Here is a 19,743-nt window from a genome sequence, read left to right as displayed (position 1 = left end):
ATGTCAGCTGGCGTCTGTTGCCAGGCCGACCTTCATATCTTTTACGAGATAGATCTCTTCGCCATCCGCTTCAACCCGGCCATCCGCGACGCCCATCTTCAGACGACGGTCGATCACCTTTGTAAAGTCCACGTAATAACGCAACATTTTGCGGTCGGGTTTGACCATGCCTTTAAGCTTCACTTCGCCCACGCCAAGGGCCATGCCCCTGCCTAGCATGCCGCGCCAGCCCAGATTGAAGCCGGTAAGTTGCCACAAGCCGTCAAGACCAAGACAGCCGGGCATGATTGGGTTGCCGGGGAAGTGGCATTCGAAAAACCACAGGTCGGGGGTAATGTCGAATTCAGCAACAACATGGCCTTTGCCATTGGCACCGCCATCCGCGCTGATTTCGGTGATGCGGTCCATCATCAGCATCGGGGGCAGCGGCAACTGAGCGTTACCGGGGCCAAAAAGTTCGCCCCGCGCGCACTTCAAAAGCCCCTCTTTGTCAAAACTGCTTGGATATTCGGCCATAGAGACCCGCCCCCTGTTCGTCATGTATTTGTTATCACCCGTTTAGCACCTGAAAAAGACGGGTGGCAAGGGTTGCAAATCCAACAAATAAAAAGGCTCTGGAGGGTAGTTGCAATTGAAAATCATTTGAAATTGGCGCGAATTCAGCCATATATGAGGTGGAAGCAACCGAAAGTAGTCCTCTTATGACCATCCGCGCGACCGAGAGAGGTACATCCTGGCTTAGCAGCGCGGGCCTGCGCCCGACGCGTCAGCGCATGTCGTTGGCTACATTATTGGTGGGTGATGGCAATGATCGCCATGTGACGGCAGAAAGCCTGTATGCTGCCTCTGTTGCTACGGGTGACAAGGTGTCGCTCGCGACGGTCTACAACACGCTACGCGCGTTCTGTGACGCCGGATTGATGCGTGAGGTAACGGTGGATGGTTCAAAAAGCTATTTTGACACCAATATCACGGACCACCCGCATTTTTTCTGGGAAGACAGCCACGAGCTGACCGATGCCCCTGCGGAGCAACTCGTGATTTCACGCCTGCCCGAGGCACCCGAGGGTGCAGAAGTCAGCAAGGTTGACGTCGTGATCCGGGTGCGGCGGGTTTAGGACTACCTTCAATTTATGAATTGCGGGTAATACTCAAAAGCGCTGCTTTAGTCTAAAAACTTCTCCAAAATTTCTGCGATCCATGGATCAGTGTAGTCAGAAATCGGATCATCGCTTTTGTCTTTTGAATGGTGATATTCGCCTTCGTCAAAGGCGCTGAATACTTCATAGAACATTTCGGGTATTTTGAATTCTCCACGATGCTCGTGAAGAATTACAACCCAAAGATCATTTACAATTGCATCACAAATTTCAAAGGACAAACGTCCTTGGTGGTATTCCTTGGCCAAGTACAATGCGAGTTTTTCGTAGAAATCGGGTAGCGTACGTGATTCCGCCACCGCCCAGCGGATAACGTCCTCTTTAACAATGCGGAAAGTCCCGTTCTCCGGGTGATCGTTCGGCATCATTTCATCAAGAACAGCTTTCATTTCAATTCCGTGTGCTGAGCTACAGATACGCATAACTGAATTCTGGTCGAAGCACCCAATCAACTTACGTTGAGAATTGTTATTGCAGGCCAATCGATAACCGCAGCTCAACAATGTGAAGATCCTTCAAAATTTCAGAAATTAACGTTGCACAGTTGAGTTCCGGAATCTCCAGCATCGTTAGATAAAACAATGCTAAACTGAATTTAGGGAACGTCGCGAATCGCTGCGCTTTTAAGGCGCGGAAACCTCGGGAGGGGATATGCGACTATTTTCGTTAAGTTTTTCAGCAATAGTAGTAACAGCTTTGGTTGCGGGTGCCGCGGGGCAGCTCGAAGCCAGTGAAGCGGAAAACCATGACTATTCGCATGGTGAAGAGGCACAAATGTTTGTGCACGGTGCTCCGGAAAATCCAACAGACGCTTGGACGCTCGCTGCGGGTGGGCGCATTTATGACAACTGGTGGGTTGCGCTTGATAGGGACGAGCCGGAAGGGACGCATCCCTCTTATCCCGCAACGGGCAAAAAGGACGGCTCAACAACATGGCGCTGCAAAGAATGCCATGGATGGGACTATCTGGGGGCTGAGGGCGTTTATCGTTCTGGCAGCCATTTCACGGGGATCAAAGGTATCTCCGAAGCTATTGGAATGGATGAGGCCGAGATAGCGACCACGATGAGGGCCCCCACACATGGTTTTACCGCTGAGATGATCAGTGACGAAGAACTGGCGCGCTTAGCGGCCTTCGTTTCCCGGGGTCAGATTGACATGGCGAATTACGTCGATCTCGCAACTCGAGAAATCATCGCAGGCGATCCAGACAGCGGACGCGCGATTTTTCAGACAACCTGTGCTGTATGCCATGGATTTGACGGGCGTAGTCTTGATTGGGGCGATGAAGATGGGCCTGCCTATGTCGGGACCGAAGCGGTTGCTGCTCCTGATGAAGTCATGAACAAGATTCTGAACGCCCATCCGGGTGTTGAAATGATCAATCTTCGTGTGTTTGGTCCTGACGTTGCAGGGGATGTGCTGAGTTACATCGCGACGCTTCCGCAGGAGTAGGCTCTAAAACCACTGCCCCGGCTCCATCAAGCCAAGATCCAGCAATTGCTGCGAATGCCACTCGAACGTTGTGGAATTGTGCCAGGTGAAGCTTTCGATATCAAACTTGCTGCCGGGGTTTGATTTCAGCGCTTTTGCAGTTCGGAAACTGCAAATTGACGCCGTGATGTTGTGGTGCCAGGGGCAAGCGTAGGTATTCATTTCTTCATCGTTGAAGGTATGGCTTGGCAGTAACCGCAATCCCGGTTTGCTTTTGAACAGGGCAATCCGGTCAATCTTGCGCCGGATCATCGGGATATGTTCCTCATACCGCCAGCGCAGCCCGCCAAAGAAATCAAGCTGGCGTTCCTTCGGATGAAAGTGATTGTCAGGGTCTTTGCGCGCGAGGGCGTAGTACCCAGTTTTATCCATATGTGCGTCTTCCAGCGAGACTGCGGTGGGGTATTCATTAAGATCGCCCGCATAGAGATCGACGACATAAGTTAAGACGGAATCCCGGCGCTCCTCAGAATTGAAGGCCAGCATTTCACCTATGCTGCGCGTTTCACAAAACGGATAGAAAAGATATTCGGCGTTGTAGCAGTAGTAGATCCAGACATCTGGCGCGGCGTCATTGATGGCGTTCACCGCCGTTTCCGTCGCGCCATTTTCGTGCATATTAAACGGAATGCGATGTATTGCCTTTTCCAGAACGTCAGGAAGCTCTAACTCCGGCGGAGCAAAAACCAATGTCTCTTTGAACCCGGCCTGCTGGTGGTGTCGGATGGTTGTGTCGACTTCGACCAGATCTTCGACAAGAATCAGCGCAATCGGGCCTTTGGCCAGCACCTCTTTGCCTTTTGACAGAAAATCCTTGAGATCGTTGTAGATCATTTGCCTGCTGCCCGCCTTTTGCCGGTCCGTTTTGTCCAAAATCGATTAATTTTCTGTTCATTGCAAGCGTTGCAGCCGCGCTTCTCTTTCTATAGGAAGCTCCACTGAACAGATGTAAAGGCTAAGGGCCATGTCGGACGCAAAGAAACTTTTCATCAAGACCTATGGCTGTCAGATGAATGTCTATGACAGCGAACGAATGGCTGAGGCGCTGGGCACCTCGGGTTACACAACAACAGATGTAGTTGAAGACGCGGATATGATTCTGCTGAACACCTGTCACATTCGTGAAAAGGCGGCGGAAAAAATTTATTCGGAACTTGGGCGATTTAAAGGGCTGAAAGCAGAAAACCCGGACCTGAAGATCGGTGTTGCCGGTTGCGTCGCACAGGCCGAAGGGGCCGAAATTATGCGGCGTCAACCGATGGTCAATCTGGTTGTTGGGCCACAGACCTATCACCGCTTGCCAGAAATGATGCTCGAGGTTGAGGCCGGTAAGAAGGCGCTGGACACGGATTTCCCTGAGGAAGACAAGTTTGATCACCTTGCAAAACGCCCCAAGGCAAAACGCGGCCCGACTGCTTTTCTGACGGTGCAGGAGGGATGCGATAAGTTCTGTGCGTTCTGTGTGGTGCCCTACACCCGCGGTGCAGAGGTCAGCCGCCCGGTTGACCGAATTCTCGGCGAAGCGCGAGACTTGGTCGAACGGGGTGTTCGCGAGATTACCCTATTGGGTCAGAATGTGAATGCCTATCACGGTGCAGGAGAAGGTGGCGACTATACATTAGCGCGGCTCATCTGGGTGCTGAATGACATCGACGGTCTGGAACGTATTCGTTTTACCACAAGCCACCCCAACGATATGGATGACACGTTAATCGAAGCGCATGGTGCCTGTGAAAAACTGATGCCCTACCTGCATCTTCCGGTTCAATCTGGCAGCGATAAGGTTCTGAAAGGAATGAACCGCAAACATACCGCCAAAGAATATCTGCGCATTATTGAGCGTATTCGCAAAGCACGCCCGGATATTTTGCTATCCGGAGACTTTATTGTCGGGTTTCCGGGTGAAACTGAAGATGATTTTCAGGACACCATGCGCTTGATCGAAGAGGTGCGTTACGGACAGGCCTATTCCTTTAAGTATTCTACGCGCCCCGGGACGCCCGCAGCAGAGCGCGCGCAGGTGGATGAAGCCGCGAAGACAGAGCGTCTCTATCGCCTTCAAGCGCTTCTTGCACGTCAGCAGAGCGAGATTCAGAACGAAATGATTGGTCGCGATGTGAAGGTTTTGTTTGAAAAACCAGGGCGGCTGGATGGCCAAATGGTCGGAAAATCTGAGTATTTGCATGCTGTGCATGTCAGCGATCCGAATATTGCGACTGGCGATATCAAATGGGTGAGAATCACCGGGAGCGAGCGAAACTCTCTGGGTGGCGAAATCCTGGAAAAGACAGCTCCAGTTTCCTGACGTTAACGATTTTGACAGTATCGTGAAGGTATTTTCAGCGATATGTCGAGACAATGTACCTAAAGTTGTATCAGTGTTTCCTGATTGGACACGATGAACTGACCTAGTGCATTCTTTTTATTGTAAAATTTGCTAATATCCTCCTGATTTTGTGGCGGCACAGAACCGGGAAAATACATCCTGTGGTTTCTCCGCTGCACCAATTGAGAACAAGGATGTAAGCGGTGTTGATCAGATATTTAAAAAGCATTCGGTTCGTGCTGGGGGGCGTTTCTGCTCTTGCACTGACGTTTGCATTTTTGGCTGGCCCGAGTATGGCGCAGCAAACCGTGAGAGGGGAACGTTATGTCCCGACGATCTGGGTTGATCCGGATGGTTGCGAACATTGGGTGATGGACGACGGTTGGGAAGGTTACATGGATAACCACCTCAATCGCGATGGTACGCCAGTATGTCGCCAACTGGATACCTGTGCTGTGATGAGTTCTGACCAGTTGTTTGCAACGGACCGCTATTCAATCAACGCAACAAACCGCCAGCGTCTTGCAGAGTTCTTCCGTCAGGATGGCGTGAATTCCTACATTGTCATTGGTCACACTGATAGCCGCGCGAGTGATCAGTACAACATGCGCCTTTCCGAAAACCGGGCAAACGCTGTTGCGAGCATTGCGCGTAGCGCAGGTGCAAGTGTTGCCGATGTGCGCGGTTATGGCGAACGACAGCCACGTGCTACCAACACGACCGCTGCGGGCATGCAGCAGAACCGCCGCGTCGAAATCATTTGTGTCCGCTGAAGGAGAGAACCGACATGAAAATCTTACATGGTTTTACAATTCTCGCCTCTGTAGCAGTTCTTTCTGCATGCACAGAAAAAGTAGACAAAACCGTTGACCGCTTTGTTGACTCAAAAGACCTGACCGAGCTTCAAGCGGGAATCTGGATTGACCCGAATGGGTGCGATCACTGGATTATTGATGATGGCATCGAGGGTTATCTTAGCACAAGGCTTGATCGTCTTGGCCGTCCGGTCTGTTCCGGCTCTGCCCCGCCAAGCACAGCAATCGGCGGGTATCATGATGGGACAACCATTGGCGACCCGATCTGATATCTAAACACACCCAGAAAACCAAAATAGCCGCGATCAGTCTTCGCGGCTATTTTGTTGCAGTTACGTGATGTTTTGCAATGTGTGCTTGCACACCGGCGCGCGACTTGGCACCATCGGTCTTAACTTGCACCCAACGGAGATATTTTTGGATATTCGTGCGTTGACACCACCGCCAAACACAGAAGAGGCAGAAGAAACTCTTCTGGAATTCCCTGATAATCGGTTATTGATCGACCTTTGTGGTGAGTTTGATAAAAATTTAACTCAGATTGAAGAAAAATTATCGGTGCAGATTTTGCGCCGGGGAAATCTGCTTGCGGTTCTGGGCGAGTCGGGAGCACGTGAAAAAGCGGCCGAGGTATTGCAGGCGCTATACGTTCGGCTTGAAGCCGGGCAAAGCTTTGAGCCCGGCGATATCGACGGTGAAATTAGAATGGGTGATTCTGAAAAGGACACTGGAATCCGCGATGGCGACCAACTGGAAATGTTCCGGGGAGGTCGGGTTGAGATAAACACCCGAAAAAAAACCATTGTACCGCGTACTGAAGCGCAGAATGCCTATGTGCAGGCGCTTTATCAGAATGAAATGGCTTTTGGCATCGGGCCTGCCGGGACGGGTAAAACATATTTGGCCGTCGCGGTTGGTGTCAGTATGTTTATCGGTGGCCATGTCGACAGAATTATCCTCTCGCGTCCCGCTGTCGAGGCCGGTGAAAGGTTGGGGTTCTTACCGGGCGACATGAAAGAAAAGGTCGACCCCTTCATGCAACCCCTTTACGACGCGTTGGCTGATTTTCTGCCAGGCAAACAGGTTGCGAAGCTTATCGAGGATAAACGGATCGAGATTGCGCCGCTTGCGTTTATGCGTGGGCGAACGCTGTCCAACGCTTTCGTCGTGCTTGACGAAGCACAGAACGCCACAACCATGCAGATGAAAATGTTCCTGACCCGCCTTGGTGAGGGGTCACGGATGGTTATTACCGGTGACCGTTCACAGGTGGACCTGCCGCGTGGTGTGACAAGTGGATTGCATGATGCTGAACGGTTGCTCAAAGATATCGATAGCATATCGTTTAATTATTTTACTGCCAAAGATGTCGTGCGGCATCCGTTGATCGCAAAAATCATTGAAGCTTATGATCGCGACGATGCCCGCCTCTGATCTTGTTGACACAATTGTTGAAGACGAGCGCTGGGATGCGTTGAACCTTGAGGCGCTTTCTCAGGCCGCTGCGACTGCGACGTTGAAGCATTTGGCGCATGATCCGCAGAAATTTGAAATTTGCGTTATGGGGTGCAACGACGCCAGAATAGCAGAGTTGAACAGCGAATTTCGGGAAAAGCCAACGGCAACAAATGTGTTGTCCTGGCCCAGCGAAGACCGCGCCGCAGATCAACCCGGTGGCACGCCCGCACCGCCAGGAAAAGATCCGACCGGAATGCCAGTAGAACTTGGTGATATTGCAATTTCGTATGAGACGTGCTTATCCGAAGCGAACGCAGCCGCAAAATCGCCTAAAGAACATGTTACCCATCTAATTGTGCATGGGGTCTTACATCTGTTGGGTTATGATCACATATGCGAAGAAGATGCAGCCCTTATGGAGGGGGTGGAGAAAGAGATACTTGCGGATTTGGGAATTGCAGACCCATATAATATTTAGGACACTAATTGTGTCGGAACACTTGGAAAGGAAAAATGGGCGACACAAGCGAAGGCTCCTCTAGCGCAGCGCAAAGCGCGCAAGAGTTTGAGACACACGAGACCGAAACATTGGGGCAGCGCGGCTTTTTTAGCCGTATTATTGGTGCCCTTTCACCTTCAGACTTAGATGATGCAACGGAAGATGTCGTTCCGCTGAATGGCAGTTCCGATAGTTCACCAAGAGGAATGGTGAACCTGCGTAGTATGCGTGTTGAAGATGTTGCTATTCCGAAAGTCGAAATTATTGCAATTTCCAACGACATTCACAAAGACGAGCTGGTTCAGGTCTTTCGTGACAGTGGCCTAACACGGTTGCCGGTTTATAGTGGAACACTTGATACGCCGATCGGGTTGATCCACCTCAAAGATCTTGCCTTGAAACACGGGTTTAACGGCACCGGGAACGGCGGACGTTTCGCGGTTAAAAGCCTGCTCCGACCGCTGCTCTATGCGCCCCCTTCGATGCCAATCGGTGTTTTGCTGCAGAAAATGCAGTCAGAACGTATTCATATGGCATTGGTGATCGATGAATATGGCGGCGTTGACGGGCTGGTTACTATCGAAGACCTGATTGAACAGGTGATTGGTGAGATCGAAGACGAGCATGATCTGGATGAAGGTCAGTATTGGACGAGTGAAAAGCCGGGATGCTACCTAGTCGAGGCACGTGCTCCGCTTGATGAATTTGAAGCCGAAATTGGTCAGAGCCTGACCCAAAATATCGATGACGAAGAAATTGATACCTTGGGTGGTCTGGTGTTTGTTTTGTCAGGCCGCGTTCCCGCCCGGGGTGAAATGATCCGCCATCCGGATGGTCCCGAGTTCGAAGTGGTCGATGCTGATCCACGCCGTATAAAGCGGCTGCGTGTGCGCCTTCCTGATGTAATGAATGCCTAAGCTTTTGGCGCGTGTTTCGGCGTGGTCATCCCGCGTTCAACTGTTGTTCGCACTTTTGATGGGTGTGTTTGCCGGGCTGGGACAAGCGCCATGGAATCTTTGGTGGCTGGCTTTGCCGGCGCTGGTGGTTTTGGTCGCGCTCTACAGTGTAACAGAGGGTGCAAAACAAGCGGCTCTGATTGGTTGGTCAGCAGGTCTGGGGTATTTCGGCCTCGTCTTGTTCTGGATTGTTGAGCCTTTCCTTGTAGATGTTGCACGACACGGATGGATGGCCCCGTTTGCGTTGGTTGGCCTTGCGGGCGGTATGGCCCTGTTCTGGGGTCTGGCTTTTGCACTGGCACGCAGAATGGGTGGCGGCACAGTGACACTCGCTTTAACCTGGACAGCAACAGAGTTGCTGCGGTCTTACGTTCTGACCGGGTTCCCTTGGGGGCTGTTATCATACATCTGGACAGAGACGCCGGTTCTACAACTGGCCGCCGTTTTTGGGCCGCATGGGCTGACGTTGCTCACGTTGTTGTTCGCGGAAAGTGTGCATCGGGTTTTGTTGAAGCAAACCCCACGCAACTTTGGAAGCGTTCTGTTGCTTGGGATACTCTATCCTTTGGGTGCATTTTACGAGCCAGGCGCGCTTGAACCTAATGATGAACCGCGTCCTGTTGTTCGTCTGATCCAACCCAACGCGCCCCAGCATCAAAAATGGGATCCTGAAATGATCCCGGTCTTTTTCCGTCGTCAATTGGATTTCACGGCGGCAGAGGGAAACCCAAATCTGATCATATGGCCGGAAACGGCTGTGCCCTATGCATTAACCGCTGACAGTCCGGTGCTCCCATTGATCTCCGATGCCGCAGGTGAGGCGCAGGTTGTTTTTGGCGCACAACGGCGTGACGGCGACCGGGGGTTCAACAGTCTTGCGGTCGTGGACAGTACCGGCTTTCTTCAGGCGGTTTATGACAAGCACCATCTTGTACCTTTTGGCGAATATGTACCGGGTGGGTCGGTAGCGGCGAATATGGGTCTTGTCGGTTTTGCCGCCCAAAATGGTTTCGGCTTTTCACCCGGGCCCGGGCCTGTATTGCTTGATCTTGGACCCCTAGGTCGCGTTCTGCCACTGATCTGCTACGAGGTGATCTTTCCACAAGATGTAAATGCGGCACCCGAGCGACCCGACTGGTTATTGCAAATTACCAATGACGCCTGGTTTGGAAAGGTGACGGGCCCTTACCAGCACCTTGCACAGGCCCGGTTTCGCGCTGTCGAACAAGGCCTGCCCATGGTGCGCGTCGCAAATACCGGGGTTTCAGCGGTTATTGATGCAACGGGACAGGTCGTTGAAAGCCTGCCTTTGGGTCAGGCTGGCTATCTTGACGCCGTATTACCAAACGCTGCGCGCGCGACTTTTTACAGCAAAACTGGTGACAGTCTTGTTGTCTTGTTGCTTATTGTTTTTTTAGCGGTGCTAATGATCGCCCGTTTTCGAAATAGCGATTGACGCCCAACGCTCACGGCCTTACGCAGACATATCTTACCACCACAACGGCTTCCTGGCGTGGTGGGTTTTTTAAATGGAGCGTTTCATGTCCCGCCAAAACTACATTTTTACTTCTGAATCTGTTTCAGAAGGCCACCCAGATAAAGTCTGCGACCGTATTTCAGATGCAGTCCTTGACGCTTTTCTAAGCGAAGAGCCCGAGGCGCGTGTCGCCTGTGAAACCTTCGCCACAACAAACAGGGTCGTCATTGGTGGTGAGGTTGGGCTGTCGGACCAGGCAAAACTGAAAGATTGTATGGGCCGGATTGACCAGATCGCGCGTGATTGCATCCGGGATATCGGTTATGAGCAGGAAAAGTTTCATTGGGAAACTGTTGAGGTCACAAACCTCCTGCACGAACAATCCGCTCATATCGCGCAAGGCGTGAATGCGGCTGATAATAAAGACGAAGGTGCGGGTGACCAGGGTATTATGTTTGGCTATGCAGTCAGAGAAACTGAAGAGCTTATGCCTGCCCCCATACACTATGCACATGCAATTCTGCGCCGCCTTGCCGAGGTGCGCAAATCAGGCAATGAACCTACATTGCGTCCAGACGCAAAATCCCAACTCTCGGTTCACTATGAAGGCGGCAAGCCGGTGGGTATCGGCTCTGTTGTGCTCTCAACTCAGCATTCTGACGAGGCACAAACCTCGGACGATATACGCGAAATTGTAGAACCATATATTCGCGAAGTACTGCCGGATGGTTGGTTGACAGCAGAAACCGAATGGCACGTAAACCCGACAGGTACGTTTGTGATTGGCGGCCCAGATGGGGACGCAGGTCTGACCGGACGTAAGATTATCGTTGATACCTATGGTGGCGCGGCCCCGCATGGGGGGGGTGCGTTTTCCGGGAAAGACCCGACCAAGGTAGACCGGTCTGCGGCCTATGCGGCGCGTTACTTAGCCAAGAATATTGTGGCGGCGGGCATGGCGGAACGGTGTACGTTGCAGCTTTCCTACGCGATCGGCGTTGCAAAACCTTTGTCTATCTATGTTGATGCACATGGCACGGGCGAGGTGCATGAGGCCGAGATTGAGAAGGCGGTTGCAGAATGCATGGACCTTACACCAAGGGGTATTCGCCAACATCTGGGGCTGAACAAACCAATTTATCAGCGCACTGCGGCATATGGGCATTTTGGGCGTATTCCTGATGCTGACGGCGGGTTTAGCTGGGAACGAACCGATCTCGTCGATCTTTTGAAAAAAGCCGTTTAGGTCAAAGGAGACTGTCTTGGCAAAAACGGATGTGTCTGGTTTGTCGCTACTTGGCAACGAAGTCGAACAACCCAAAAACCCGGAAGAAGCTGTGCTTGAAAAAGTACCCGCCAGCCATTCCGGGACAGAGTATGTTGTTCGCTTCACGGCACCGGAGTTTACATCAATCTGCCCAATGACGGGGCAACCGGACTTTGCGCACATCGTGATAGATTATGTTCCCCGAGATTGGCTGGTGGAATCAAAGTCATTGAAACTTTACTTGACTTCCTTTCGCAACCACGGCGCTTTCCACGAAGACTGCACCATCGACATAGGCAAACGTTTAGGTGATCTTCTCGATCCGGTTTGGCTTCGGATCGGGGCCTATTGGTACCCGCGCGGCGGTATCCCGATTGATGTCTTCTGGCAAACCGGGCCAGCACCCGACGGGGTCTGGATTCCGGATCAGGGTGTCCAGCCCTATCGCGGACGTGGCTGAGGGACGTTATGTCTGAGAACGATGGGAAGAATGGTGCACCTTGGCGAAACTTTTACGGTCGCTTTAAGGGAAAGCACCTGCGGGATAGCCAGAAAGCATATCTGAATGAAGACCTCGCAAAGCTATCACCTGGGCCGGTTACTTGGGACGAAAACCCGGACCGTACCCCGCTTGATCTGAAAGCTCTTTTTGATGACAAACCGCTTTGGCTCGAGGTCGGATTTGGCGGTGGCGAGCATATGGTGCATCAGGCACAGCAAAACGCTGATGTTGGCATCATAGGGTGTGAGCCATACATCAATGGTGTGGCGATGCTGCTCGGGAAAATCCGTGAAGCAAACGTGCCCAATGTCGCGATTCACCCTGGTGATGTGCGTGATATGTTTGATGTATTACCGGAGGCATCAGTCGCACGAGCGTTCCTGCTTTATCCGGACCCATGGCCGAAGAAACGCCACCATAGGCGACGCTTTGTGACGCCAGAGCACCTTGACCCTTTAGCGCGGGTGCTGAAACCGGGCGCGATCTTTCGGGTCGCGACCGACATTCAGGACTATGTGCGTCAAACCCTTGAACAGATGATGCCCCGTAACGATTTTGAGTGGCTTGCGGAGGGACCAGACGATTGGCGTAAGCCCTGGCCGGATTGGATTCCAACCCGGTACGAGCAAAAAGCGCTACGCGAAGGGCGCATACCGCATTACCTGACATTCCGCCGCAAGTGACCGGTACAAAATTCTTGTAAAGAATTTTGGCAAGATTTTTTGTAAAAATCTTGGTGCCAAACCCGATGGACCTCCTTGGGCGCTTGCGCTATCACCGCGCGTACTTCGCGCTTTCAAGGAAATACCCATGTCCGGCCATGACACCCCAATTCCAATGACGTCATCGAAATGCGGCCCGCTGAGCGGTGTGGCACAGGTTCCAGGTGATAAGTCAATTTCGCATCGGTCACTGATCCTCGGCGCGATGGCTGTTGGTGAAACGCGTATCACGGGCTTGCTTGAAGGTGAGGATGTGCTGGATACTGCAAAAGCGATGCGTGCTTTTGGGGCAGAGGTCAGCCAGCACGGCCCAGGAGAATGGTCCGTTCACGGTGTTGGCGTCGGCGGGTTTGCTGAGCCCGAGAATGTGATTGATTGCGGGAACTCCGGAACGGGTGTCCGCCTGATTGTGGGGGCGATGGCAACACAGCCGATAACCGCAACATTCACTGGCGATGCGTCGCTTAACAAACGCCCTATGGGACGCGTGACAGACCCGATTGCACTTTTTGGCGCGCAAGCCCACGGGCGTGACGGCGGCAAGCTTCCAATGACGATTGTTGGAGCGGCGGAACCTGTACCGGTGACCTACACTGTACCAATGCCGTCGGCGCAGGTGAAATCTGCAGTTTTGCTAGCAGGGCTAAATGCGCCCGGAAAAACAGTCGTGATCGAAAAGGAAGCAACCCGTGACCATACAGAGCGAATGCTTGCTGGCTTTGGGGCCGAACTTACCGTCGAAGATACAAATGAGGGCAGAAAGATTACCCTCACCGGCCAGCCGGAACTGACGCCGCAGGACATTGCCGTGCCTCGCGACCCAAGTTCTGCTGCTTTTCCTGTTTGCGCGGCGGTTATTGTACCGGGCTCTGAAATCACCGTTCCGGGTGTCAGCCTGAACCCAACGCGCAATGGGCTCTATACGACCTTGATTGAAATGGGTGCCGATATAGCGTTCGAAAACGAGCGCGAAGAAGGTGGTGAGCCTGTCGCAGATCTAAGGGTGCGCGCAAGCGAGACTAAAGGTGTCGAAGTTCCGCCAGAACGCGCGCCGTCAATGATCGACGAATATCCAATTCTTTCTGTGGTTGCTGCCCTTTCAACCGGTACGACCGTGATGCGCGGTGTCAAAGAGCTGCGGGTGAAAGAATGCGACCGTATCGATGCGATGGCACGCGGGTTGGAAGCCTGTGGTGTAACGATTGAAGAAGATGAAGACACTTTGATTGTTCATGGAATGGGGCAGGGCGGTGTGCCGGGAGGCGCAACCTGCAAAAGCCACCTCGATCATAGGATTGCAATGTCGTTCATGTGTTTGGGTATGGCTGCGCAAAATCCGGTTTCGGTTGATGATGGCGCACCAATTGCAACGTCTTTTCCCGTGTTTGAGCCATTGATGGCTGCACTTGGTGCAAACGTCACACGAGATTCATGAAGAGAGACGTCATTAAGCCCGACGCAACGATTCAGAAAATCACAAAAGCAGGCTTAGGCCTTTAGACTTTCGTTCAGGTTGCGAAACCCTTCCAGCACGTGCTCTGCGACCTGATGCGCCTTGTTGACGGAATCAAAAGTAAGCTCTTGTGAAATGCTTTCGACGACGGCCATTTCAGCTTTTCGAATCTGGGTGATTACGTTTTTTCCAGCGCTGCTAAGCTCAAACAGAACGGAACGTTTGTGGGCCGGGTTCACTTGTTTTTTCACGAGCCCGGCAGCTTCGACTTCATTCATCATGACCTGAACATACTGCCGCTGTATTCCGAGTTGCTTTGCAACTTGCGGAACGGTGGCGGTTTCGAGGTTTTCCAGTTGTTCTAGCACGGCGCGCATTCGGACTGTCACAGTCGTTTCGGAAAGCATCGCAGCGATTGCAGCTTCGACCTGTTGATGGATTGGTCGTGCAAGCAAGATGAGGTCGTAAAGGAGATCTGATTTTTGTGTCATAATGAATCCCCTAATCCATTATGACATTCAGGATGTCAAGAAAGGGGGCCGAGTAGCCCCCTTCCGAGATTGAATTTACAGCTCTGCAGCAGCAGTATGCTGAATTTTTTCCCACTGTGCGTCTGCATTGGCAATCGTGCCATCAATATCTTCAAGGAAAAGATCACGTGTCGCAGCGTTCAGGAAGACAAAAAGCTTGTCATCGTGGACGACAAAGTGACGTGGGTCGCCATCGAACTTTTTACCAACGGAAACACCGTAGGTGCAAAATCCACCGTTCTGGGGCTCAAAACGGGCTGGGTTTTCCATGAATGCTCCAGCGTTCTGAGGAGATGTGAAGTAGTAAGATGCACCGTTGTGAGTTCCGGAAAGGTAAGAGGAACCGAGCGCAACTTTTTCACCGTTGAGCAAAGCAACAGGGTCAGCGCCGTGAAGAGCCAAAGGCGCGCCAGCAGCAGAAATGCCAGGTGCAACATTAATTTCATCTGCAGCAAATGCTGAGGTGACCGTGAGCATGGTGGACGCCGCAATGGCAGCCATTACAAAACTTTTCATGATTTCATCCTTCAGTTAACTTTCGTCGGTTAATGGTGCCGACAGAAGGAAAATGGGGCTTCAGACTTATCTCGCCATGTCCGCGCATCCGGCAAATATTGCTATGCGTCCGAAGGGTCGACGAGATGTTCAGGCGACCCGTTGCAGCGCAGCACGACGCGTACTTCCCGGCCCTTCCCCAAACTCACGCGCATAGACACGGCTGAAAGACGCGACCGAACGATAGCCCACACCTTCTGCGATTTTTTCGACCGAAAGGGAGCCAGCCCCAAGCAGTTTGCGTGCTTTTTGTAAACGCCATTCTGTCAGGTAGCGTAACGGCGTGGTATTTGTAAGCTGGTGAAACCGTTGTGCAAAGACGGAACGTGACATTCCCGCGATCGTTCCAAGCTCTGCAACGGTCCACGGTTGTTCGGGGGCTGCATGTAGCGCCGTGAGTGCCTTTGAAATCTGTTTATCAGCCAGCGCAAGAAGCACACCTTTTGGTATATCTTGCTGCTTCATCCAAACACGAATGGCCTGAACAAACAGAATTTCAGTCATTCGGTGAAGAATGGCGTCGTGGCCTGGTGCCTGCTCCTGCGTTTCATGCTCTAGTTGCAGTAATGTCGTCATTAGCCATTCGTTTGAATAGTCCGGTAAGTTTCGGGCGATGATCTGGTCAGGAAATGCGTTTAAAAAGCTTTGCCTTTTTGGGGGTGTATCAAACACGAAATGCCCACACAGCATACGCGTCGGCTCCCCATGATCCTGAAGCCCATAGATAAGAGGGCCAGTGCCCGAATAACCCGCATCAGAAAGAACGGTCTCGAGCGGCGGTGTTGCGGATCGTGGATCACCCATGATGTCATGCTCCTGGCCGCGGGGGATCATCAGGAAATCACCAGGTTTGAGTGTGTAGTGATCCGAAGAACGGCCAATTCGGGCGTGACATGTACCACGAAGAACGAGATGAAACCTGATCACGTATTCATCGGCAGGAACATGCACACCCCATTTACCAGAAAACCGGGTGGAAAAGTACAGCATCCCGCGAAAATCAAGATGCGAAAGAATATCACTGATTGGGTCCATACCCGCGAGATAGGGTTGTGAAACCGAGTTCAAAGCCGGACTGAACGATCTGACAGAAATTTTGGACGATTTGACAAGTGAACGGTATTCCGTTTGACAGATCATACGCGGCTGATTACCCGGCAACCCATGAGTTTTGGAGCAAGAATGAGTTTTACCGTAGCGATAGACGGGCCTGCCGCCGCAGGAAAAGGTACGATCTCCATGGCCGTCGCGGCCTGTTTTGGTTTTGCACATCTCGATACAGGGCTTTTGTACCGGGCAACCGGACGGCGGGTGCTTTTGGGTGAAGACCCTGTGAAAGCGGCGAAAACCCTTCGTCCTGAGGATTTGGCTGGTGAAGAATTGCGTACACCCGAAGTTGCGCAAGCTGCCTCAAAAGTTGCGGCTGATCCTGAGGTTCGAAAAGCTTTGATTGCTTTTCAAAAGGCGTTTGCACGCCGATTGGGCGGTGCGGTGTTAGATGGACGTGATATCGGCACGGTTATTTGCCCGGAGGCCGAGGTGAAGCTTTATGTCACGGCAAGTGATGAAGTTCGCGCAGAGCGCCGTTTTTCGGAACTGAACGAAAAAGGACTCGACGTGACGTTCGAAAGTGTTCTTGCAGACCTGCGTGCCCGCGACGCCCGCGATAGCGAGCGGGCAGCAGCCCCGATGCGCCCTGCTGACGATGCGCTCTTGCTAGATACGTCAGAATTGTCTATAGACGCCGCTGTCGAAAAGGCTGTTCACGCCGTAAAACAAAAGATCGAGCAGGGTCGGGGTTAACCACGGCCCTTATTGTTTTGTGAACAACTGTATCGACCAATTGAAACCCAAAGACCGGCGGAGACAACCGCACGGCCAGAAAATAAATGTAAAGGAAACTGAGACCACATGGCTCAATCAAATTCTATGGAAGAGTTCGAAGCCCTTCTACAAGAAAGCTTCGAAATTGACACACCCGAAGAGGGGTCTGTCGTTAAAGGCAAAGTGATCGCTATTGAAGCCGGTCAGGCCATCATCGACGTCGGCTACAAAATGGAAGGCCGCGTAGATATTAAAGAATTCGCAAATCCTGGCGAAACCCCTGAAATTGCTGTTGGTGACGATGTCGAAGTCTTTCTTCGCCAGGTCGAAAACTCGCGTGGTGAAGCTGTCATTTCCCGTGAAATGGCCCGCCGCGAAGAAGCATGGGATCGCCTCGAAAAAGCATATGCAGACGAAGAACGTGTCGAAGGCGCGATCTTTGGCCGCGTTAAAGGTGGCTTTACCGTCGACCTTGGCGGTGCAGTTGCGTTCCTGCCTGGTAGTCAGGTTGATGTGCGCCCCGTGCGTGACGCAGGCCCGCTGATGGGTCTGAAGCAGCCATTCCAGGTTTTGAAAATGGATCGCCGCCGTGGCAACATCGTTGTTTCACGTCGCGCGATCCTCGAAGAATCACGTGCCGAACAGCGCGCTGAAGTTATCGGTCAGCTGGCCGAAGGTGATTCAGTTGACGGTGTTGTTAAAAACATCACCGAATACGGTGCATTTGTTGACCTCGGCGGTGTTGATGGTCTGCTTCACGTTACCGATATGGCATGGCGTCGGGTGAATCACCCGTCCGAGATTCTGGCGATTGGTGAAACCGTTAAGGTTCAAGTCATCAAGATCAACAAAGAAACTCACCGTATCAGCCTTGGCATGAAACAGCTGCAGGATGATCCATGGGATGCGGTTGCCGCGAAATTCCCGCTTGAGTCTGTGCACAAAGGTCGCGTGACAAACATTACTGATTACGGCGCATTTGTTGAGCTGGAGCCAGGTGTTGAAGGTCTGGTTCACGTTTCAGAAATGTCCTGGACGAAAAAGAACGTTCATCCGGGCAAAATCGTGTCTACCTCGCAAGAGGTTGAAGTCATGGTTCTGGAAATCGACAGCAGCAAACGCCGCGTTTCGCTTGGCCTCAAACAAACCATGCGTAACCCATGGGAAGTCTTCGCTGAAAACAACCCGGTTGGGAAAGAAGTTGAAGGCGAAGTCAAGAACATCACCGAGTTCGGTTTGTTCATTGGCCTTGAAAACGACATCGACGGCATGGTTCACCTCTCTGACTTGACTTGGGAAGGTCGGGGCGAAGACGTGATTGGCGACTACCACAAAGGTGATGTCGTCAAGGCAGTTGTAACCGAAGTTGACGTTGAAAAAGAACGTATCAGCCTTTCGGTCAAAGCACTGGGCGAAGATCCATTTGAAGGCGCAACCGATGGCGTTAAACGCGGTTCGATCATCACTGTTGAAGTGACCGCAATCGAAGACGGTGGCATCGAGGTTGAATATGAAGGCATGAAATCCTTCATTCGTCGTTCCGACTTGTCGCGTGACCGCTCTGAACAACGCCCAGAGCGTTTTGGCGTAGGTGATAAGGTCGACGTTCGTGTAACCAACGTTGATGCAAAATCGCGCCGTCTGGGCCTGTCGATCAAAGCCCGCGAAATCGCTGAAGAGAAAGAAGCAGTTGAACAGTATGGTTCTTCTGACTCTGGCGCATCTTTGGGCGACATTCTTGGTGCCGCACTTAAAGGCGACGAATAACACTATTCTGAACCTGGAATTAGAAACGGCCCCGCATTGTGTCGGGGCCGTTTTTTTGTGCGAATCAATCAGACGCGGAGCAGATTTTTCTGCGTCTCAGCGCGACTGGCGTCGCCTCGGCGTGTGCCAGAGTGGCTTTTTAACCCTTAAATACCGGGAATCCGGGGTTTTTTCTGTGGAAGTTTCTCAAATAGTTTCTCACTTTAAGGAAATTTCATATAGTCTCAGAAAGAAATCGCGCTGCCAAAATTGCGCAAGTCCTATACATGGGGGATACAAGGGATGATCCGTTCGGAGCTGGTCCAAAAAATTGCTGATGAAAATCCACATCTCTACCAACGTGACGTAGAGCGCATCGTAAACACCATTTTCGAAGAGATTATCGAGGCCATGGCCAACGGCGACCGGGTCGAATTGCGCGGCTTCGGCGCCTTCTCTGTCAAAAAACGTGATGCACGTATTGGTCGCAATCCGCGCACTGGTGAATCGGTTTCGGTTGAAGAAAAATACGTCCCGTTCTTTAAGACAGGAAAGTTGCTTCGCGACCGTCTGAACGGAAAATAAGAACCTATGCGCTATTTTCGCTACGCTTTTTTGGCAATCCTTGGAATTTGCCTGATCACTGTCGCGCTCGCAAATCGCGATGCGGTGACTCTACGCTTGTTGCCTGATGAACTCGCCTCGTTAATTGGCTACAGCAAAGTGATTGAGCTTCCGCTGTTTCTGGTAATTTTCGGTGGCATCGTTGCGGGCCTATTGATTGGCTTCGTCTGGGAATGGATACGTGAGCATAAGCAGCGCGCAGAAGCCGCACGGGCCAAGCGCGAGGCGTCAAAGCTGGCTCAGGAAGTATCGCGTCTGCGTTCTGAAAAGAATAGCGGCAAAGACGATGTTCTGGCCTTGCTAGAGGACGGTACTTGAGGCGGCTGCCACAACGC

Annotated in this window: 23 protein-coding genes and 1 riboswitch; of the genes, 17 read left to right on the top strand and 6 right to left on the bottom strand. The window is 52.0% G+C overall.

Annotated features, from left to right (window positions below; genetic code table 11):
• Window positions 1–3: 3 nt before the first annotated feature.
• Complete coding sequence (gene fabA / locus J4E70_RS10425; protein WP_213889173.1) at window positions 4–516, bottom strand: bifunctional 3-hydroxydecanoyl-ACP dehydratase/trans-2-decenoyl-ACP isomerase; 513 nt, start codon at window positions 514–516, stop codon at window positions 4–6.
• 185 nt (window positions 517–701) lie between these two features.
• Between fabA and irrA the strand changes: the two genes are divergently transcribed.
• Window positions 702–1,118 (top strand): iron response transcriptional regulator IrrA, encoded by a 417-nt coding sequence (gene irrA / locus J4E70_RS10420; RefSeq protein ID WP_213889172.1) that lies wholly within the window; start codon window positions 702–704, stop codon window positions 1,116–1,118.
• A 47-nt stretch (window positions 1,119–1,165) separates the two neighbouring features.
• Here irrA and J4E70_RS10415 read toward each other — a convergent pair whose 3' ends face one another.
• A complete protein-coding gene (locus J4E70_RS10415; RefSeq protein ID WP_213889171.1) occupies window positions 1,166–1,549 on the bottom strand; it encodes a hypothetical protein in 384 nt (127 codons plus the stop codon).
• A 262-nt stretch (window positions 1,550–1,811) separates the two neighbouring features.
• Here J4E70_RS10415 and J4E70_RS10410 point away from each other — a divergent pair, with 262 nt between their 5' ends.
• Window positions 1,812–2,615 carry a c-type cytochrome gene (locus J4E70_RS10410; RefSeq protein ID WP_213889170.1) on the top strand — a complete coding sequence of 268 codons (804 nt, stop codon included), beginning with the start codon at window positions 1,812–1,814 and terminating at the stop codon, window positions 2,613–2,615.
• Window positions 2,616–2,618: 3 nt separating this feature from the next.
• Here the strand turns inward: J4E70_RS10410 and J4E70_RS10405 are convergent, their stop codons facing one another.
• The gene (locus J4E70_RS10405; protein ID WP_213889169.1) at window positions 2,619–3,488 is read right to left on the bottom strand and encodes a hypothetical protein; all 870 of its coding nucleotides are present in this window, start codon (window positions 3,486–3,488) and stop codon (window positions 2,619–2,621) included.
• Between the two features lie 130 nt (window positions 3,489–3,618).
• On the opposite strand from J4E70_RS10405, the gene miaB reads away from it, so the two are divergent.
• The 11 genes from miaB (at window position 3,619) to aroA (ending at window position 14,111) form a co-directional block, all read left to right on the top strand.
• A complete protein-coding gene (gene miaB / locus J4E70_RS10400) occupies window positions 3,619–4,959 on the top strand; it encodes a tRNA (N6-isopentenyl adenosine(37)-C2)-methylthiotransferase MiaB (protein WP_213889167.1) in 1,341 nt (446 codons plus the stop codon).
• A gap of 224 nt (window positions 4,960–5,183) precedes the next feature.
• Window positions 5,184–5,753: an OmpA family protein gene (locus tag J4E70_RS10395; protein ID WP_377609559.1), complete on the top strand. Its 570-nt coding sequence runs from the start codon at window positions 5,184–5,186 to the stop codon at window positions 5,751–5,753.
• 14 nt (window positions 5,754–5,767) lie between these two features.
• A complete protein-coding gene (locus J4E70_RS10390; RefSeq protein WP_213889166.1) occupies window positions 5,768–6,064 on the top strand; it encodes an EexN family lipoprotein in 297 nt (98 codons plus the stop codon).
• Window positions 6,065–6,212: 148 nt separating this feature from the next.
• Window positions 6,213–7,229 carry a PhoH family protein gene (locus J4E70_RS10385; RefSeq protein ID WP_246531703.1) on the top strand — a complete coding sequence of 339 codons (1,017 nt, stop codon included), beginning with the start codon at window positions 6,213–6,215 and terminating at the stop codon, window positions 7,227–7,229.
• The gene (gene ybeY, locus J4E70_RS10380; RefSeq protein WP_213889161.1) at window positions 7,216–7,731 is read left to right on the top strand and encodes an rRNA maturation RNase YbeY; all 516 of its coding nucleotides are present in this window, start codon (window positions 7,216–7,218) and stop codon (window positions 7,729–7,731) included. Before J4E70_RS10385 ends, ybeY begins: the two co-directional genes overlap by 14 nt.
• 35 nt (window positions 7,732–7,766) lie before the next feature.
• Window positions 7,767–8,669, top strand: coding sequence for a hemolysin family protein (locus J4E70_RS10375; RefSeq protein WP_213889155.1), 903 nt, complete (start codon window positions 7,767–7,769; stop codon window positions 8,667–8,669).
• On the top strand, window positions 8,662–10,164 hold the full coding sequence (gene lnt / locus J4E70_RS10370) for an apolipoprotein N-acyltransferase (RefSeq protein ID WP_213889154.1): 1,503 nt from the start codon (window positions 8,662–8,664) through the stop codon (window positions 10,162–10,164). Before J4E70_RS10375 ends, lnt begins: the two co-directional genes overlap by 8 nt.
• 33 nt (window positions 10,165–10,197) lie before the next feature.
• Window positions 10,198–10,245, top strand: a riboswitch (SAM-SAH riboswitch).
• A gap of 4 nt (window positions 10,246–10,249) precedes the next feature.
• Window positions 10,250–11,431: a methionine adenosyltransferase gene (gene metK / locus J4E70_RS10365; protein WP_213889153.1), complete on the top strand. Its 1,182-nt coding sequence runs from the start codon at window positions 10,250–10,252 to the stop codon at window positions 11,429–11,431.
• Between the two features lie 16 nt (window positions 11,432–11,447).
• Window positions 11,448–11,912 (top strand): preQ(1) synthase, encoded by a 465-nt coding sequence (gene queF, locus J4E70_RS10360; RefSeq protein WP_213889149.1) that lies wholly within the window; start codon window positions 11,448–11,450, stop codon window positions 11,910–11,912.
• Window positions 11,913–11,920: 8 nt separating this feature from the next.
• The gene (gene trmB / locus J4E70_RS10355) at window positions 11,921–12,637 is read left to right on the top strand and encodes a tRNA (guanosine(46)-N7)-methyltransferase TrmB (protein ID WP_213889147.1); all 717 of its coding nucleotides are present in this window, start codon (window positions 11,921–11,923) and stop codon (window positions 12,635–12,637) included.
• Between the two features lie 127 nt (window positions 12,638–12,764).
• A complete protein-coding gene (gene aroA / locus J4E70_RS10350; RefSeq protein ID WP_213889146.1) occupies window positions 12,765–14,111 on the top strand; it encodes a 3-phosphoshikimate 1-carboxyvinyltransferase in 1,347 nt (448 codons plus the stop codon).
• Window positions 14,112–14,164: 53 nt separating this feature from the next.
• Here the strand turns inward: aroA and J4E70_RS10345 are convergent, their stop codons facing one another.
• From J4E70_RS10345 to J4E70_RS10335, 3 genes are all read right to left on the bottom strand, one after another.
• Window positions 14,165–14,620: a MarR family winged helix-turn-helix transcriptional regulator gene (locus J4E70_RS10345; protein WP_213889144.1), complete on the bottom strand. Its 456-nt coding sequence runs from the start codon at window positions 14,618–14,620 to the stop codon at window positions 14,165–14,167.
• Between the two features lie 75 nt (window positions 14,621–14,695).
• The gene (locus J4E70_RS10340) at window positions 14,696–15,175 is read right to left on the bottom strand and encodes a YHS domain-containing (seleno)protein (protein WP_213889141.1); all 480 of its coding nucleotides are present in this window, start codon (window positions 15,173–15,175) and stop codon (window positions 14,696–14,698) included.
• 129 nt (window positions 15,176–15,304) lie between these two features.
• Window positions 15,305–16,354, bottom strand: coding sequence for an AraC family transcriptional regulator (locus J4E70_RS10335; RefSeq protein WP_213889140.1), 1,050 nt, complete (start codon window positions 16,352–16,354; stop codon window positions 15,305–15,307).
• Window positions 16,355–16,396: 42 nt separating this feature from the next.
• On the opposite strand from J4E70_RS10335, the gene cmk reads away from it, so the two are divergent.
• The 4 genes from cmk (at window position 16,397) to J4E70_RS10315 (ending at window position 19,726) form a co-directional block, all read left to right on the top strand.
• Window positions 16,397–17,017, top strand: coding sequence for a (d)CMP kinase (gene cmk / locus J4E70_RS10330; protein ID WP_213889139.1), 621 nt, complete (start codon window positions 16,397–16,399; stop codon window positions 17,015–17,017).
• Window positions 17,018–17,125: 108 nt separating this feature from the next.
• Window positions 17,126–18,805, top strand: a complete 1,680-nt coding sequence (gene rpsA / locus J4E70_RS10325) for a 30S ribosomal protein S1 (RefSeq protein ID WP_213889134.1) — start codon at window positions 17,126–17,128, stop codon at window positions 18,803–18,805.
• Window positions 18,806–19,087: 282 nt separating this feature from the next.
• Window positions 19,088–19,369, top strand: coding sequence for an integration host factor subunit beta (gene ihfB, locus J4E70_RS10320; RefSeq protein WP_213889133.1), 282 nt, complete (start codon window positions 19,088–19,090; stop codon window positions 19,367–19,369).
• Window positions 19,370–19,375: 6 nt separating this feature from the next.
• Window positions 19,376–19,726 (top strand): lipopolysaccharide assembly protein LapA domain-containing protein, encoded by a 351-nt coding sequence (locus J4E70_RS10315; RefSeq protein ID WP_213889129.1) that lies wholly within the window; start codon window positions 19,376–19,378, stop codon window positions 19,724–19,726.
• The last annotated feature ends 17 nt before the right edge of the window (window positions 19,727–19,743 follow it).

Source organism: Pseudohalocynthiibacter aestuariivivens, assembly GCF_018457175.1.
GTDB lineage: Bacteria > Pseudomonadota > Alphaproteobacteria > Rhodobacterales > Rhodobacteraceae > Pseudohalocynthiibacter > Pseudohalocynthiibacter aestuariivivens.
This window is presented reverse-complemented; position numbering and strand designations above follow the sequence as displayed.